A 14,841-nucleotide genomic window follows, 5' to 3' on the forward strand; every position below is an offset into this window, starting at 1 on the left:
TTCTCCCGGTCGGCGTTCACTCATCCGTCACACGGCGCGGGTGCTGAAGACCATGACCTCGCTGTGCGCGTCGAGCGGGCCGCCCTGGAACGAGCCGGTCACGCGGGGGCTCTCGAAGCCCGCGAAGCGCAGCAGCCACTCGACTTCGTAGCGGGTGTAGTAGCGCTGCGTGAGGGTGTAGTGGCGGCGTTTCAGGGTGCCGTCGGGCGCGGTGGTGTCCACGTGGTACTCGGTGGTGATGTGCTGGCGGGGTTTGTCGTGCCGCTGCACGAGGAACACGTCGGTGCGGCTGCCGTCGGGCGCGTGGAAGGTCTCGCCCTCGTGGCGCAGGGTGTGCGGCTTGCCGAATCGGGGGACGAACAGGTCGAACGTGAAGTGTCCGCCCGGCTGCAGGTGCGCGTGGATGTTCTGCATGGCCTGCAGCTGCTCGTTGGGCGTGTAGAGGTGCATCAGGGCGTTGAACGGCGCGATGACCGTGTCGAAGCGCTGGTCGAGTCTGAAGGTGCGGGCGTCGCCCTGTACGTACTTGACGGTCAGCCCCTCGCGCTGGGCGCGGTCCTGGGCGCGTTCGATCATGCGCGCGCTGGGTTCCAGGCCCGTGATGTCCACGCCGCGCCGCGCGAGGAACGTCGTGACGCGGCCGGTGCCGGAGCCGATCTCCAGCACCGGTCCGCGCGCCTGTTCGCCCACTCGGGCGTAGTGGTGCAGGTCGTCGCGGTACACGTCGTACTGGTGGTCGTACAGGTCGGCAAACTCGTCGTAGTTCACGCGCCCCAGGGTACGGGATTCACCGCCCGTGAAGGGTTCGCCACACGTCCCGCAGCGTGCCGGGCCGCGCGCCGCGCAGGTCGCGGAGGGGGACGACCTCGAAACCGCGTGAGTGCAGGTCAGCCAGGATGCCCGGCAGCGCCGCGGGGGTCGTCCGCGCACCCGGCCCGGCGTCGTGCAGGACGATGATCCCGCCGGGCGTCACCTGCCGCCGGACTGCGGCGCGGACGGTGTCGGGGGTGGCGTCCGGTGCCCAGTCACGGGCCTCGACCGTCCAGTGAACGCCGGTGACCGCGGCGACCCGCTGACCCAGCACCGTGGCGAGGCTGTACGCACCGTGCGGGGGGCGCTGGAAGCGGGGGCGAGTGCCGGTCAGTGCCTCCACCTCACGCGTGGCCTGTCCCGGATCGCGAAAGGCGACCCAGGGCAGCAGGGTCCAGGCATGCCGGTGCCGGTGCGCGTGCGGCAGGACCTCGTGCCCTTCGTCGAGCAGGCGGCGCAGGAGCTCCGGGTGCTGCCGCCCCAGCGCAGGCAGGATGAAGAACGTCGCGTGGACGCCCGCCGCGCGCAGCGTGTCCAGCACGAGGGGGGTGCTGCGCGGGTCCGGGCCGTCGTCGAAGGTCAGCGCGACCTGCCGCCCAGCCGGGTCACCCCGCGTAATGACACCCAGTCCGCCGCGCTGCACGAGGAGGTACGGCAGGCCAATGTACAGGGCTGCCCCAGCGGCCAGACCCGCCAGCCACCGCCAGGGAGGGGTCACGCGCGGCCCAGGCGGCGCAGCAGTACCTGCGCGACCTGCTCGGCCGCGTCCGGGCGACTGACCCGCCGGGCGGCGCAGGACATCCGGGCACGTTCGTCGGCGTCCAGGGCGCGCAGCACTGCCGGGCGCACGTCGGCCAGGGACCGCGCCCACAGGGCCGCGCCGTGGCGTTCCAGGTAGTCGGTGTTGAACTCCTCCTGTCCGGGAATAGGGGCGTGCACGACAAGAGGCACGCCGAGCGTCGTGGCTTCCGCGACGGTCAGGCCGCCTGCCTTGCCGACCACGAGGTCGGACGCGGCGAGCAGTTCCGGGAAGTTGGTGGTGAAGCCCAGGCGGTGCAGGGTCGCGCCGCCCACCTGCACGACGCCGTGCCCGTCCGCGCCGGCCAGGACGAGCACCTGCACGCGCTGACCCAGGTTGCCCAGTTCGCGCAGCACCTGCGGCAGTGCGCGGTAACTGCCGGTCCCGCCGCCGGAGATCAGGATCAGGGGTAACTCCGGGTCCAGGCCGTGCTTGACGCGCAGCGCGGCCCGGTCAGCGCCGATCAGGTCGCGGTACACCCGCGCGATGGGAATGCCCGTGACCTCCACCCGCTCCGGAGGGATGCGCCAGCGGGACAGCTGCTCGCGGGCCTCCTCGTTCGGGACCATCAGCAGGTCGGCCTCGGCGCGCGCCCAGTGCTGGTGCACGCGGTAGTCGGTGATGACCAGTCCGTTCAGGAACTCGGTGCCGGTGCGGCGGCGGACGTTGTGCGCCAGCGCGACCGGCGTGGGGTAGGAACTGACGACCACCTCGGGGCGGACGTCCAGCACGTCGCGGCGCATGGCGGGGTAGCCCAGCCACCCGAAGGCCTGCGCGGTGGGCGCGCGGTCGGTGTCGGTCAGGTGGTAGAAGGCCTTGTACAGGCCCGGCGCGTGCCGCAGCCACAGGTCGTACGTTCCGGCGGTGATCACGCGTTCCGGGGTGCTCATGTACTTCAGCAGGTCCGCGTGCCGGGCGTCCAGCGGCACGCCCAGGTCACGCAGCGCGGCGTCCAGGGCGCCGTTCGCCTGATGGTGTCCGCTGCCGAACGACGCGGACACGATCAGGGCGCGCAGCGGGTCGTGACGGTCTGGCGGGGTCACGCGCGCCTCAGCAGGGTCAGTCCGAGGGCCGCGAACAGCACGTTCGCCAGCCACACCCCGGCCTCCGGCAGGGCGGGCAGCAGAGGGGCGAGGGTCAGACCCAGGAAGAACAGCAGGTAGTACGCGACCGCCAGCAGCAGGGCCAGCCCCAGCGCGACGCCCAGCGTCCGCCCGTAGCGCAGCGCGAACGGCAGGGCGGCCAGCGCCAGCACCAGATTCGCGAAGGGCAGCGCCAGCTTGCGGTTCAGGGTGACGCGCGCCGCGTCCCGCTCGGCGGGCTCCACGCCGGGGGCTGTGAGGCTGGCGATCAGCTCCGGCCAGCCCTGCGCGTCGGCCCCCACCGCATCGGCGTACTTCGCGAGGGTCTCCTCACGGCTCAGGCCGGTGTCCACCCGCAGCGTGGCCCCGGACCGGATGGCGGGGAAGGTCTGCGCGACGGTGCCAGGCAGCGTCAGCGGGTCCCGCGCGGCGCCGGGCAGGCGGGCGGCCGCGCCGAAGTCCACGCGGAACACCCGGTAGTCCCGTAGGGTCAGCACGCGGTTCTCGAAGGTGGCGCGGTCCGCGAAGGTCAGCGTGCCCAGCCGGGCGTTGCCGGGCTCCCAGCGGTCCAGGCGCACGCCCTGCAGTTCCCGCGTGGTGGCGTCGTAGCCGCGCATGAACAGCGTGACCCCGTCGCCGAGGTCCACGGTCTTGCCGCTCAGTTGCGACAGGCCCGCGCCGGTCAGGACGTCCCAGTACAGGCCGCGCGTCTCGACGTTCAACCTCGGGGCGACCCACAGGCTCAGCCACACCGACAGGGCTGTAACGAGCAGTGCCACCACACCGGCCGGGCGCGCCACTCGGCCCAGGCTGATCCCGCCGGACTGCACCGCCACGAGTTCCCGCTCGGTGCTCATGCGGCCGAACGCCACCACGGTCATCAGCACGACCGCCATGGGCAGCACCTTCACCAGCGTGTCCGGCACCTGATACGCGATCCACTGCCCGACCAGAGCCACCGGGACGCCCTGCAGCCACTGGCTGGAGATGAAGAAGTACCCGAAGCTGAGGATCGCCGTGAACAGCAGCGTGCCCGCCAGCAGCGGCGGCAGAAGCTCCAGCGTCACGTAGCGGGTCAGTCGGGTCAACGGCACTCCTGCGTGGACATCCTGAGCAGCGTACCCGCTGCGTCCTGGCAGCCAGGGCCGGTCAGGCCTTCATTCACCCTTTGGCGACCGCGAACAGGATGGTGGCTTCCGCGGCGACCTCGCCGTCCACCAGCGCGCGGCAGGTGGTCTTGCCCAGCCCGCGGCGCAGGAACTCCAGTTTCGCGTGCAGGTGCAGCTGATCGCCGGGGATGACCTTGCGCTTGAAGCGTGCGCCCTCGACCCCCGCGAGGTACCCGATCGTGCCGGGTTCCAGCTGCCCGTGCAGGCAGAACATGCTGGCCTGCGCCAGCGCCTCGACGATCAGCACGCCGGGCATGACGGGTTCCTGCGGGAAGTGGCCGGGGAAGAACGGTTCGTTCACCGTGACGTTCTTCAGGGCGTGAACCTCGCCGTCCTGGATGGACAGCACGCGGTCCACCATCACGAACGGGAAGCGGTGGGGCAGGGTCTTGAGGACGTCTTGAATCAGGATCGGGTCCATGTCAGGCCTCCGGGGGCGCGGGGGAAGAAACGGGAACGGGAGGGGGCTGCGAGGGCCTCCTCCCATCCGAGCCGGGCGCATGCGCCGGGCGGGCGGCTCAGCGGCGCAGGTAGTTGTCGCTGCTGACCAGCGAGTCGCCCAGCACCGGGATCATCTCCAGGGCCATGCCGGTGCCCACCGCGACCGCCTCAATGGCGTTCTCGGCGACGGCGACGGGAATGCCGGTCGTCTGGCGAAGCAGTTCGTCGAAGTTGCGCAGCAGGCTGCCGCCGCCGGTCATGACGATGCCGCGGTCGATGATGTCGCTGACCAGTTCCGGCGGGGTGATCTCCAGGACGCGTTTGACGCCCTCGACGATCTTCGTGACGGGTTCGGACAGCGCCTCGACGACGTCGGTGGAGTCAAGGCTGATGGTCTTGGGCAGACCGTTGATCAGGTCGCGGCCGCGGACCTCGGCGGTGAGGTTCTCGGCGTCGTCGAGCAGCATCGCCGCGCCGACCTTCACCTTGATCTCCTCGGCGGTACGCTCGCCGATCAGGACGTTGTGCTTGCGGCGCACGTAACGGATGATGCTCTCGTCGAACTCGTTCCCGGCGACGCGCAGGGATTCGCTGACGACGATGCCGCCCAGCGAGATCACGGCGACGTCGGTGCTGCCCCCGCCGATGTCGACGACCATGCTGCCGACCGGTTCGGCGATCTTCAGGCCCGCGCCGATCGCGGCGGCGAGCGGTTCCTCGATCAGGAAGGCGCGGCGGGCGTTGCTGTGGATCGCGGCGCGCAGCACGGCGCGTTTCTCGACGTCGCTGACGTTGCTGGGCACGCCGACCATCAGCTGCGGCTTGAAGCCCAGCAGGCGTCCGGGGCCGCCCTGCACCTTCTGCAGGAACATGCTGATCATCTTCTCGGTGAGGCCCTCGTCGGCGATCACGCCGTCCTTGATGGGGCGCACGGCGACGATCCCGCCGGGCGTGCGGCCGATCATGCGGTAGGCCTCCTCGCCGACGGCTTTCACCTGCTTGCTGTCGCGGGCCATGGCGATCACGCTGGGTTCCTGCAGCACCAGGCCGCGGCTCTTGCTGTAAATCAGGAACGTCGCCGTTCCAAGGTCAATTCCGATGTCTTCTGACAGCCTCACACTCGCCTCCGGTACAAAACTCCCCAATCCTAGCATGCGACGTGAGGGTCACATAAACCGCTCCTCATGCGCTGGGGGCGCTCAGGCGCGGGGTTTCAGGTACGCGGCCAGGGCTGCCGTCAGGCTGGTCAGGCCCACCAGCGTGAAGGCCTGCGCCACGCCGGACAGCCCGCCCAGTCCCAGGGCCTGCGTGGTACTCGCGGCGATCACGCCGAGGGACTGCAGCCACAGGGGGCCGTTGGCGGCGAGGGACGAGAACAGGCCCAGGGTCAGCAGGGCCAGCGCGGCGGCGCCGAGGAACAGCAGGACGCTCAGGAGCAGCAGCAGGACGCGCTGCCACGAGGGCGCGCGGGTGAGGTGGGAGGCAGGCGGCACGGACATCCGATGAATTGTACGGGCGCCCGTCGGGAAGGCGGTGAGGAACTTCACAGCTTCAGCAGAAGTTCAGGGGGTTCCGCGCTCACCAGACGGCGATGTGGCCGTCGGTGCGGGTCTCGGTGCCGCCCTCCAGCACACCGGTCACGGGGTCGCGGCGGATCATCTGCCCACGCCCGAATGCGCCGGGGTCGAGCTGCACGTTGACCAAATGGCCCATGCGCGAGAGTTCGCGGGCCAGGGTGCCGCCCAGCGCGTGTTCCACCTCGACGCGGGTGCCGTCCAGCCACTGCCAGCGCGGGGCGTCCAGCGCCTGCTGCGGGTTCATGCCGTAGTACGCGGTGTTCAGCACGACCTGCAGGTGCCCCTGCGGCTGCATGAAGCCGCCCATCACGCCGAACGGGCCGACCGGGGTGCCGTCCGCGCGGCCCAGGAAGCCGGGAATGATGGTGTGGTACGGGCGCTTGCCGGGCGCCAGTGCGTTGGGGTGGGCGGGGTCGGTGTGGAAGTTGTGCCCACGGTTGTGCAGGGCGATGCCGGTGCCCGGCACGACGACGCCGCTGCCGAAGCCCATGTAGTTGCTCTGGATCAGGCTGACCATCTGCCCCTCCTCGTCGGCCGTGGCGAGGTACACGGTGCCGCCGGTGCTGGGCGCGCGGGTGCGCGGGTCGTGCGCCACGTCTCCCAGGTGGGCGCGGTGCGCGTCGGCATTCGCGCCGGACAGCAGGTGCGCGACGTCCACCGGGGTGTGACGGGGGTCGGCCACGAAGGTGTGCGCGTCGTGGAAACCGCGTTTCATCGCCTCGATCTGCAGGTGCAGCCCGCGCGGGTCGTCGCGGCGCTCGGGCAGCGGCACGCCCCGCAGGACGTTCAGGGCGATCAGCGCGGCGATGCCCTGCCCGTTCGGCGGGATCTCGTACACGCGGTGCCCGTGCAGGTCGGTGTGGATGGGCGTGACCCATTCGCTGGCGTGCCCGGCGAGGTCCGCGCCGGTCAGCAGGCCACCCTGCGCGCGGGCGTGCGCGTCGATCTGCCCGGCCAGCTGACCGGAGTAGAACGCCTCGCCGTGCGTCGCGGCGATCTGTTCCAGGGTGAGGGCGTGGCCCTCGCTGCGCCACAGCGCGCCGGGCACGGGCGTGAACCCGTCCGGAGCGAAGGTACGGAACCATTCGGCCATCTCGGGCAGGTTCAGGCGGCGGTAGATGCCGGTCGCCCGCGCCCAGTTCGCGGCGAGCACCGGGGACAGCGGGTAACCGTCCCGCGCGTACGCGATGGCGGGCGCGAGGACCTGCGCGAAGTCCAGCCGACCGAAGCGGGCGTGCAGGTCGGCCCAGCCGCGCACCGCGCCGGGCACCGTGACGGGCGTCCAGCCGTGGCGGGGCATCTCGCCCGCGTGGCGTTCCTGCAAGGCGTCCAGGCTCAGGGCGGCGGGCGCCGCACCGCTGGCGTTCAGGCCGTGCAGTTCCCCGCCCGCCCACACCAGCGCGAACAGGTCCCCGCCGATGCCGTTGCTGGTGGGTTCCACGACCGTCAGTGCGGCGGCCGTGGCGATCGCGGCGTCCACGGCGTTCCCGCCCTGCTGCAGGACGCTCAGGCCCGCCTGCGCGGCGAGGGGCTGGCTGGTGGCGACCATGCCGCGCCGGGCGTACACGGGGCGGCGGACACTCGGGTATTCAGGCTGGAAGGTCACGGACGCAGCCTATCGCGTGCCCGGCGCCGGGGCCGGGGGCTGGCCGGGTCAGCTGAACAGCGGGCCCAGGTCGGTCAGGCGTCCGGTGGGCTGCGCGGGCCCGAAGGTGTAGCTCCCGAACACGCTGAGGAAGTCCGCGTGCGTGAGGTCGCGGGTCTGGCCGCTGGGGCCGGTGGCCTGCACGGTCTCGCCGCGCGCGGTGAGCGAGTACTCGCCCAGTTCACGCACGGCGGCCTTGCGGCCCCGCCCGGTGTGCAGCAGGGCCTGCACGCGGTATTCGCGGCCGCCGCGTTCGTTCAGGAAGGTGAGGAGGTCTGCGGGCGACAGCATGAGCGGGTCAGCATAGCGCACCCAGTCCTGCCCCACCTGCTGTGCGCGTCAGGAGACGACGGTTCCCTGGCCGCCCAGGGCCGCGCTGACCGGCTGGCCGTGGCGGGCGTCCCCGAAGATGACGCGCTTCACGCCGCCCTGCACCGCCTCGGCGGCACCCAGGACCTTCTTCTTCATGCGGTCCTGCGCGAATTCCAGGTAGTTCTCGACGTCCGCGGCGGGAATCTCGCGTATCAGGCTGGCCTCGTCGGGGTAGGCGCGCAGCAGGCCAGGCACGTTGGACAGCAGCAGCAGCGCGTCGGCCTTCAGGGCGACGGCCAGCGCGGCGGCGGCGCGGTCGCCGTCCACGTTGATCGCCACGCCGTCGTAGGAGCTGGCGGGCGGCGTGAGGACCGGCAGGTACCCTCCGGCGAGCAGCAGGTCGATCAGGTGGGTGTTCACGCGTTCGACGGTGCCCGTGTGGTCGCCGCGCAGGACCTTGACCTTCCCGTTCTCGACGGCGCGCACGGAGTCCTTGTGCTTGCCCTCGAAGATGCGTCCGTCGAGGCCGCTGAGACCGACGGCGTTCACGCCGAGCCGCTGGAGGCGTTCGACGATGCCCTTGTTCATCTTGCCGCAGTACACCATCTCGAAAATTTCCAGGGTCTGGCGGTCCGTGAAGCGGGAGGTGTAACCGCTGGGGCTGGTGACGAATTTCGGGGGGTGCCCGAGGGCCTCGGCAACGCGGTTGGTCTCGCCGCTGCCGCCGTGGACGAGGATCAGGCGTTCCCCGTTCTTCCAGCGGGCGGCGAGGTCGGCGCAGACGGCGTCGTAGTCGATTCCGGCGCTTCCGCCGACTTTCACAACAATCATGCCCGGCATCCTAGCGCATGACAGGAAGAAGGGTCAAACTCTTATCAATTGAAAATTAGCGGGAGCAGGATCAGCCCCGCCACGATCACCACGTCCGCCAGCGCCCACACCAGTGCGATCCGGCGGAATACCCGCTGGTACGCGACCTTGCGGGTCTTGTGCCGGAACACCCGCTGACCCAGCCAAGAGCCCAGCCAGCCACCCCACGCCTCCAGAGCATGCAGCTGCCGCTCAGGGATGCGGGTGCGGCCTGCCTCGGACGCCAGCCCCTTGTCGCGCCACATCGCCACGAAGGCCACCAGGCCCCACACGACCTGCCACGCCAGCAGCAGGCGCAGCAGCAACGCCGCCACTCCCAGAACGTCGCCCGGCACCTACTGCATGGTGCGCGGCAGCGCCTGGGTGGGGAGGATCTTCCTCGGCTCGCGGAACTCGATGTTCTCCCACTCACCCTCCTCGACGACCTCCAGGGCCGGGTTCAGCGCGCGGAAGTGCGCCACGACCTCCTGCACCAGATCGTCCGGGGTGCTCGCCGCACTCGTGATCCCCACAGAGCGCACGCCCGTGAAGTCCACGCCCGCGAGGTCCGCCGCCGTCTCCAGCCGCACCGAGCGGCCGCACTCGGCCTCCGCGAGTTCCAGCAGGCGCATGCCGTTGCTGCTGTGCGTGCTCGTCAGGACCAGGAACAGGTCCACGTGAGGCGCGATCGCCTTCACGGCGTCCTGGCGGTTCTTCGTGGCGTAGCACAGGTCCTCGCTGGGCGGCACCACCAGCGCCGGGAAGCGCCCCTTGAGGATCTCGATGGTCCTTCGGGTGTCGTCCACGCTGAGGGTGGTCTGCGTGAGCACCACCAGCCGCTCCGGGTCCGGCACCTGCACCGTGTGCGGGTCAGCCAGTCCCTCGCCACTCTTACCGAGCACGCCGACCACGATGGTCGCGTCCGGCGCCTCGCCGCGCGTGCCGATGACCTCCTGATGCCGGGCGCTATCCCCGATCAGCAGGATCGTGTACCCCTCGCGGGCGTACTTCTTCGCCTCGGTATGCACCTTCGTCACCAGCGGGCAGGTCGCGTCGATGGTCGCCAGACCCAGCGCCCGCGCCCGCTCACGCACGGTGGGGCTGATGCCGTGCGCGCTGAACACCACGGTCTCCCCACCCTGCGGCAGGGCATCCACCGTGTCCAGATCCTCCACGAAATGCACGCCGTACCCCTGCGACAGCCGGTCCACCACCGTATGGTTGTGCACGATGGAGTGATACACCGTCACCGGTTTCTCCTCGGTCCGCGCGGCCTTCTCGACCGCCTGAATGGCCATCACGACCCCGGCGCAGAAGCCGCGAGGTTTGGCCAGATGAATCCGCTCGATCATGCCGCCCAGTGTAAAGCGGCGCCCCGCCACAGACCGTGCGCCCACGTCCAGGGCACAACCCCCCCGGAAAGAATCAGGGGACGGTCAACATGTCAAGCCCATCTGCACCGCTCCGGGGGCACACCCCCCCTCACGCGTGAAAAACCTTATCGGCACACTCATGAAAGCACTCCTACACTGAGTACCAACCCATGACAGTCGCTGCCTTCGCGCATCCCTACAACATCACCCAGTCAGTCCTCGTCTGTCGCGCCGCCCACCTCTCCGCCACCCTGCAGACCAAGATTGCCCGACTCGCCGCCCGCGACGGGTACCAGATCGTCCTGGTCGGCCCTTACCCACCGGAACTCCAGCAGGGGCTCGGCACGCCCACCCCCGGCTTCACGCCGGAGGCACCCGCCGCGAGCCTCGTGACGGTCCCCAGCACCCAGCACGCCCTGGCCCACCTGCGCGCCAGCACCCGCAACGTGCTCGTCATCAACCCCTCCCCCGACGCGATCAGCGCCTGCGCCGCCACACTGACCCGCACCGCCGACTTCGCCCACCGCACGCAACCCGTCACACCAGCCGCCTGACACGAACTCCAATGAAAGGAGGCGTCAATCCGAGCGGATGCGAGAAGGAGAGAAACGGGTTCCGGACGTGGAGTTGGCAACCCGGTGCTGTCCCGGGTTGTGAACGAAACAAACGGAGTCCGTATCAGACGGCACTTGACCCTGCCTCCAGCGCGGGCCGCCCGCCCAGGGTCTGTCTGGCTGAATCTGCAAGGATGGGCAGATGGAACCGACGGATCTCACCGAACAGCAGTGGGCGACCCTCTCCTCACTGCTGCCTACCAACCCCAGACGTGGACACGCCTCTACAGATCATCGGACCGTCCTGAACGGCATCCTGTAACACCCGGAGACCGCTTCGATCGCTGGGCACATGTCGGCACCTGGATGGCGATGCTCGCCGCTCTCCAGGTCAAAGCCGACACTGAGAGAAAAATTGACTGGGCGGCGCGGCTGTTCGAGGCCGCTCGTTCAGGCGTATTGAAAGTCCCCCTCGATACGCCTGAATTCTGCGGTCAGAAGGTAAAGCCCTTGGGGACCACGACGACGCCGTTGTCGGTCACGGTGAAGCCGCGCGCGCGGTCCTCTTCGGGGTCGACGCCGATCTTCATGCCGGGCGGAATGACGACGTTCTTGTCCACGATGCAGTTGCGGATGTGTGCGTGGCGGCCTACCTCGACGTCGTCGAACAGCACGCAGCTCTCGACCAGCGAGTACGAGTGGGTGCGCACGCCGCGCCCCAGCAGGCTGTCGCGGACGGTGCCGCCGCTGATGATCGCGCCCCCGGCCATGATCGTGTTGAATGCCTGCCCCTTGCGGCCGTCGCTCTCGTGGACGAACTTCGCGGGTGGGGAGAACTCGCTGCTGGTCCGCAGCGGCCACTGCGGGTTGTAGATGTCGAATTCCGGGTTGACGCTCACGAGGTCCATGCTGGCGTCGAAGTACGCGTCCAGCGTGCCGACGTCCCGCCAGTATGTGTTCGGTCCGGCCTGACCGGGGATGGGGTTGCGGTGGAAGTCGTACGCCATGACGTTGTACCCGTCACTCAGGGCGCGGGGGATGACGTCCCCGCCGAAGTCGAAGCCGGCCTCGCCGCCGCCCATGTTCGTCTCGAGGAGTTCCTCCAGCGCGCGGCGCGAGAAGATGTAGTTGCCCATGCTGGTCAGGCTCACGCCGTCCTGTCCGGGGATGCTGGGCGGGTTCTTGGGTTTCTCCAGGAAGTCCGTGACGCGCCAGTTGTGGTCGACGTGCATCACGCCGAACTGGTGCGCCTGCGCCTGCGGCATCGGGTACGCGGCGATGGTGACGTCCGCGCGGGTCTCGATGTGCTTCTGCAGCATGTGCTCGACGTTCATCTTGTAGATGTGGTCGCCGCTGAAGATCGCGACGTAGTCGGCCTCGTAGTTGTCGATGAGGTGCATGTTCTGGTACACCGCGTCGGCGGTCCCGCGGTACCACACGGGTCCGAGTTCCTCGATGCGGTACATCTGCGCGGGGACCAGCGTGATGAAGTAGTCGCTGAGGAACGTCCCGAAGCGCCAGCCGCGCTGGATGTGCTCCGTGAGGCTCTGCGCCTTGTACTGCGTGAGCACGTAGATGGAGAACACGCCACTGTTGATGAAGTTGTTGATCGCGAAGTCGATGATGCGGTACTTGCTGCCGAACGGCACGGCCGGTTTGCTGCGCTTCTGCGTCAGCGGGGCCAGGCGACTGCCCTGCCCGCCCGCGAGGATCATTCCCAGTACGCGTGGTTTCATGTGTGTTCCCTCCAGTGAAGCCGGTGGACGCGGGCCGATTGCTACGTGTGCTGACGTTCACAATACCGTTCCCGCTGCAGGTGGACTGCCGGGCTGAACTGCACAGCCTGCACCCGGCGGCGGTCCCGTGTCCGGCTGGTGGCCGCGTCACCCTAGCGGGTCAGGAGTTCCGTCAGGGCCGCCGGGACTTCATGGGCGCTTAAGACAGGGACGCGCAGTTGCGTCCGGGTGAACGTCAGCTGACGTTTCGCGTACTGCCGCGTGGCGAGCGTCACCTGCGCCGCCGCGTCATGCACGCTCAGGGCGCCGCGCGCCACGGCGAGCGCCTCGCGGTACCCGAGGGCCTGCCACACCGTCGGCCTGGGCAGCGCGTCCGGGTCCACCTGCGCGGCCAGCCACGCGGCCTCGTCCGCCCAGCCACGCGTGAACATTTCCAGCACGCGCGCGTGCATGCGCGCTTCCAGGTCCTCCGGGGAGCGCGTGAACGCCAGCGGCGCGTACCGGAAGGCGGGCTCACTGCGCCCGAACGACCCCGGGTACCGCCCGGTCCGGCGGTGGACCTCCACGGCCCGCACCACGCGGCGCGGGTTGCGTTCCATGCGGGCCGCCTCGGCCGGGTCGGTCGCGGCGATGTCGGCCAGCAGGGCGTCCAGGCCCCGTGCCTCCAGGTCCGCCTCGACCTCCTCGCGGACCTGCGGGTCGCTGGGTGGGGTCAGCGGCAGCCCCTGCATCAGGCCCTGCAGGTAGAAGCCGGTGCCGCCCACCACCAGCGGCGTCCGCCCGCGCGCCAGCACGTCCCGGATGGCCGCCTCGGCCAGCGTCACGAAACGCGCCACGTCGAACGTCCCGGTCACGTCCGCCACGTCGATCAGATGATGCGGCACACACGCCAGGTCCTGCGCGCCGGGCTTCGCCGTGCCGATATCCAGCCCGCGGTACACCGTGAACGCGTCCGCACTGACGATCTCCGCGCCGCACGCCAGCGCCGCCTCCAGCGCCAGGGCGGACTTCCCGGCGGCAGTGGGGGCGGTCAGGATCGGAACGGTCTGCGGGCCTTGCACGCGCCCGATGATAGCCGCGCGGGCGGGAATGCACAGTGTGGCCGCGCCGGGCGGTGCTAGCCTGGGCCGCATGAACGAACCCGTGCTGGCGCGCCTGCACCACCTCATGACGCTGCGCGAGGAGGTCGAGTCCCTCGCAGGCGTCGGCCCCTGGACCCCCGCTGCCGACTGGTGCGACGGCGACACCCACCTGGAACTGCACCTGGACGTCCCCGGCGTGCAGCCCGACTCGCTGGAACTGCTGGAGGAAGGCGACACCGTCACCGTCGCCGGACAGCGGCCCGAAGTGACCCGACTGCTGCACGCCGAGCGGCCCAGCGGCACCTTCCGCCGCACCTTCACCTTCCCGGAACCCGTCGTGCCCCAGTCCGGGCAGGCGGCCCTGAGCGGCGGCGTCCTGACCGTGAAGTTCGAGAAACGCCACCCGACCATCAACGTGACCGCCCACCGCGACGACACTCCCGGCGAGGACTGACCACCGCGGCCGGGTGGTCAGCGGTCAGGCCGGGGTCCGCCTCCGCCCGTGTCCGGCTCGTCCGTGGCGGCCTCGTCCTTGCGGGCGGTCAGCGCCTCCTGCACGGCACGGTCCACGGCCTGCGTGCGGACGGTGCGGGCGGCGCGGACCGTGAACAGCATGACCACCCCGGCGAACAGCATCGTGAAGTACAGGTACGTGCTGGGCACACCGACCTCGAAGGCCTCTGCGACGAGGTTTGTCCCGACGAGCAGCAGGAACGCCGCGGCGAGCAGTTTCAGCGGCGGGTGGGTGTCCAGGTAGCGGCTGATCGGGCCGCTGGCGGCCACCATGATGACCATGGCGATCACGACCGCCGTGATCATGACCGGCACGTCACCGCTGACCCCGATGGCCGTGATGACGCTGTCCAGACTGAACACGATGTCGATCAGCGGTATCTGCAGGATCACGCCCAGCAGCGACACCTGCCCCACCTGCGCCTCGCCGGTCCCGAGCGGATCGGCCGCCATGCGGGACAGTTCCCGGACGCTCTTGACCATCAGGAACAGCCCGCCGCCGATCAGGATCAGGTCGCGGACGCTGAAGTCGTGCCCGAGCAGGCTGAACAGGGGCGCCTGCAGGCGCGTCAGCCACGCGATGCCCGCCAGCAGCGCCACGCGCGTCACGACGGCCAGTCCCAGGCCCAGCGTGCGCGCCAGCGCCTGCTGATGCCGGGGCAACCGCGAGGCCAGCAGCGTGATGAACACGATGTTGTCGATGCCCAGCACCAGTTCCAGCAGCGTCAGGCTCAGGATCGCCACCCAGCCCTGCGGGGTGCTCATGACGTGCAGGAACTCGTTCACCCGTTCACGCTACGGGGCGCCGCGTGGGGGCACGCCGGACGGTGAAGGGAACCTCAAGCGTCCGCTCCTGCCACGCGCGGGGGCCGACTCCTACACTGCATTTCTCATGCCGC

The 14,841-nt window shown here is 70.0% G+C and carries 18 protein-coding genes; 3 read left to right on the top strand and 15 right to left on the bottom strand.

Features of this window, described 5'->3' with window-relative positions; genetic code table 11:
• Positions 1-27: 27 nt before the first annotated feature.
• The 12 genes from EXW95_RS03445 to ispH form a co-directional block, all read right to left on the bottom strand.
• Positions 28-768 carry a class I SAM-dependent methyltransferase gene (locus tag EXW95_RS03445; RefSeq protein ID WP_174366279.1) on the bottom strand — a complete coding sequence of 247 codons (741 nt, stop codon included), beginning with the start codon at positions 766-768 and terminating at the stop codon, positions 28-30.
• 19 nt (positions 769-787) lie between these two features.
• Positions 788-1,528: a polysaccharide deacetylase family protein gene (locus EXW95_RS03450; RefSeq protein ID WP_174366280.1), complete on the bottom strand. Its 741-nt coding sequence runs from the start codon at positions 1,526-1,528 to the stop codon at positions 788-790.
• The gene (locus tag EXW95_RS03455; protein ID WP_371809884.1) at positions 1,525-2,652 is read right to left on the bottom strand and encodes a glycosyltransferase; all 1,128 of its coding nucleotides are present in this window, start codon (positions 2,650-2,652) and stop codon (positions 1,525-1,527) included. Before EXW95_RS03455 ends, EXW95_RS03450 begins: the two co-directional genes overlap by 4 nt.
• Positions 2,649-3,779 (bottom strand): LptF/LptG family permease, encoded by a 1,131-nt coding sequence (locus EXW95_RS03460; RefSeq protein ID WP_174366281.1) that lies wholly within the window; start codon positions 3,777-3,779, stop codon positions 2,649-2,651. The genes EXW95_RS03455 and EXW95_RS03460 overlap by 4 nt, the downstream gene beginning before the upstream one ends.
• A gap of 73 nt (positions 3,780-3,852) precedes the next feature.
• A complete protein-coding gene (gene fabZ / locus EXW95_RS03465; protein ID WP_174366282.1) occupies positions 3,853-4,281 on the bottom strand; it encodes a 3-hydroxyacyl-ACP dehydratase FabZ in 429 nt (142 codons plus the stop codon).
• 97 nt (positions 4,282-4,378) lie between these two features.
• Positions 4,379-5,455, bottom strand: coding sequence for a rod shape-determining protein (locus EXW95_RS03470; RefSeq protein ID WP_174366283.1), 1,077 nt, complete (start codon positions 5,453-5,455; stop codon positions 4,379-4,381).
• A gap of 45 nt (positions 5,456-5,500) precedes the next feature.
• On the bottom strand, positions 5,501-5,800 hold the full coding sequence (locus tag EXW95_RS03475; protein WP_174366284.1) for a hypothetical protein: 300 nt from the start codon (positions 5,798-5,800) through the stop codon (positions 5,501-5,503).
• 79 nt (positions 5,801-5,879) lie between these two features.
• Positions 5,880-7,427: a gamma-glutamyltransferase family protein gene (locus tag EXW95_RS03480; protein WP_174368789.1), complete on the bottom strand. Its 1,548-nt coding sequence runs from the start codon at positions 7,425-7,427 to the stop codon at positions 5,880-5,882.
• A 105-nt stretch (positions 7,428-7,532) separates the two neighbouring features.
• Complete coding sequence (locus EXW95_RS03485; protein WP_174366285.1) at positions 7,533-7,814, bottom strand: hypothetical protein; 282 nt, start codon at positions 7,812-7,814, stop codon at positions 7,533-7,535.
• 48 nt (positions 7,815-7,862) lie between these two features.
• On the bottom strand, positions 7,863-8,666 hold the full coding sequence (locus EXW95_RS03490) for a [LysW]-aminoadipate kinase (RefSeq protein WP_174366286.1): 804 nt from the start codon (positions 8,664-8,666) through the stop codon (positions 7,863-7,865).
• A 44-nt stretch (positions 8,667-8,710) separates the two neighbouring features.
• Positions 8,711-9,040, bottom strand: coding sequence for a DUF1294 domain-containing protein (locus EXW95_RS03495; protein ID WP_371809885.1), 330 nt, complete (start codon positions 9,038-9,040; stop codon positions 8,711-8,713).
• Positions 9,041-10,036, bottom strand: coding sequence for a 4-hydroxy-3-methylbut-2-enyl diphosphate reductase (gene ispH, locus EXW95_RS03500; RefSeq protein ID WP_174366287.1), 996 nt, complete (start codon positions 10,034-10,036; stop codon positions 9,041-9,043). It abuts the gene before it with no gap.
• Positions 10,037-10,227: 191 nt separating this feature from the next.
• On the opposite strand from ispH, the gene EXW95_RS03505 reads away from it, so the two are divergent.
• On the top strand, positions 10,228-10,611 hold the full coding sequence (locus EXW95_RS03505) for a hypothetical protein (RefSeq protein ID WP_174366288.1): 384 nt from the start codon (positions 10,228-10,230) through the stop codon (positions 10,609-10,611).
• A gap of 202 nt (positions 10,612-10,813) precedes the next feature.
• Positions 10,814-10,933 (top strand): transposase, encoded by a 120-nt coding sequence (locus EXW95_RS21255; RefSeq protein ID WP_371809886.1) that lies wholly within the window; start codon positions 10,814-10,816, stop codon positions 10,931-10,933.
• 172 nt (positions 10,934-11,105) lie between these two features.
• On the opposite strand, the gene glgC is transcribed toward EXW95_RS21255, so the two are convergent.
• Together glgC and miaA are read right to left on the bottom strand one after the other, a co-directional pair.
• Positions 11,106-12,347: a glucose-1-phosphate adenylyltransferase gene (glgC, locus tag EXW95_RS03510; protein WP_174366289.1), complete on the bottom strand. Its 1,242-nt coding sequence runs from the start codon at positions 12,345-12,347 to the stop codon at positions 11,106-11,108.
• A 152-nt stretch (positions 12,348-12,499) separates the two neighbouring features.
• Entirely contained in the window at positions 12,500-13,408 is a 909-nt protein-coding gene (gene miaA, locus EXW95_RS03515) for a tRNA (adenosine(37)-N6)-dimethylallyltransferase MiaA (protein WP_371809887.1), read from the bottom strand.
• A 70-nt stretch (positions 13,409-13,478) separates the two neighbouring features.
• Between miaA and EXW95_RS03520 the strand changes: the two genes are divergently transcribed.
• Positions 13,479-13,883, top strand: coding sequence for an Hsp20/alpha crystallin family protein (locus tag EXW95_RS03520; protein ID WP_174366291.1), 405 nt, complete (start codon positions 13,479-13,481; stop codon positions 13,881-13,883).
• Positions 13,884-13,900: 17 nt separating this feature from the next.
• On the opposite strand, the gene EXW95_RS03525 is transcribed toward EXW95_RS03520, so the two are convergent.
• On the bottom strand, positions 13,901-14,728 hold the full coding sequence (locus EXW95_RS03525) for a TerC family protein (RefSeq protein ID WP_371809888.1): 828 nt from the start codon (positions 14,726-14,728) through the stop codon (positions 13,901-13,903).
• Between the last annotated feature and the right edge of the window lie 113 nt (positions 14,729-14,841).

The sequence above is a fragment of the Deinococcus sp. JMULE3 genome, from assembly GCF_013337115.1.
Classification (GTDB): domain Bacteria; phylum Deinococcota; class Deinococci; order Deinococcales; family Deinococcaceae; genus Deinococcus.

Excerpts from the sequence above, each read along its gene's own strand:
- fabZ (WP_174366282.1), bottom strand. The coding sequence starts at position 4,281 with ATGGACCCGATCCTGATTCAAGACGTCCTCAAGACCCTGCCCCACCGC.
- EXW95_RS03470 (WP_174366283.1), bottom strand. The coding sequence starts at position 5,455 with ATGCTAGGATTGGGGAGTTTTGTACCGGAGGCGAGTGTGAGGCTGTCA.
- EXW95_RS03475 (WP_174366284.1), bottom strand. The coding sequence starts at position 5,800 with ATGTCCGTGCCGCCTGCCTCCCACCTCACCCGCGCGCCCTCGTGGCAG.
- EXW95_RS03480 (WP_174368789.1), bottom strand. The coding sequence starts at position 7,427 with ATGGTCGCCACCAGCCAGCCCCTCGCCGCGCAGGCGGGCCTGAGCGTC.
- EXW95_RS03485 (WP_174366285.1), bottom strand. The coding sequence starts at position 7,814 with ATGCTGTCGCCCGCAGACCTCCTCACCTTCCTGAACGAACGCGGCGGC.
- EXW95_RS03490 (WP_174366286.1), bottom strand. The coding sequence starts at position 8,666 with ATGATTGTTGTGAAAGTCGGCGGAAGCGCCGGAATCGACTACGACGCC.
- ispH (WP_174366287.1), bottom strand. The coding sequence starts at position 10,036 with ATGATCGAGCGGATTCATCTGGCCAAACCTCGCGGCTTCTGCGCCGGG.
- EXW95_RS03505 (WP_174366288.1), top strand. The coding sequence starts at position 10,228 with ATGACAGTCGCTGCCTTCGCGCATCCCTACAACATCACCCAGTCAGTC.
- EXW95_RS21255 (WP_371809886.1), top strand. The coding sequence starts at position 10,814 with ATGGAACCGACGGATCTCACCGAACAGCAGTGGGCGACCCTCTCCTCA.
- glgC (WP_174366289.1), bottom strand. The coding sequence starts at position 12,347 with ATGAAACCACGCGTACTGGGAATGATCCTCGCGGGCGGGCAGGGCAGT.
- EXW95_RS03520 (WP_174366291.1), top strand. The coding sequence starts at position 13,479 with ATGAACGAACCCGTGCTGGCGCGCCTGCACCACCTCATGACGCTGCGC.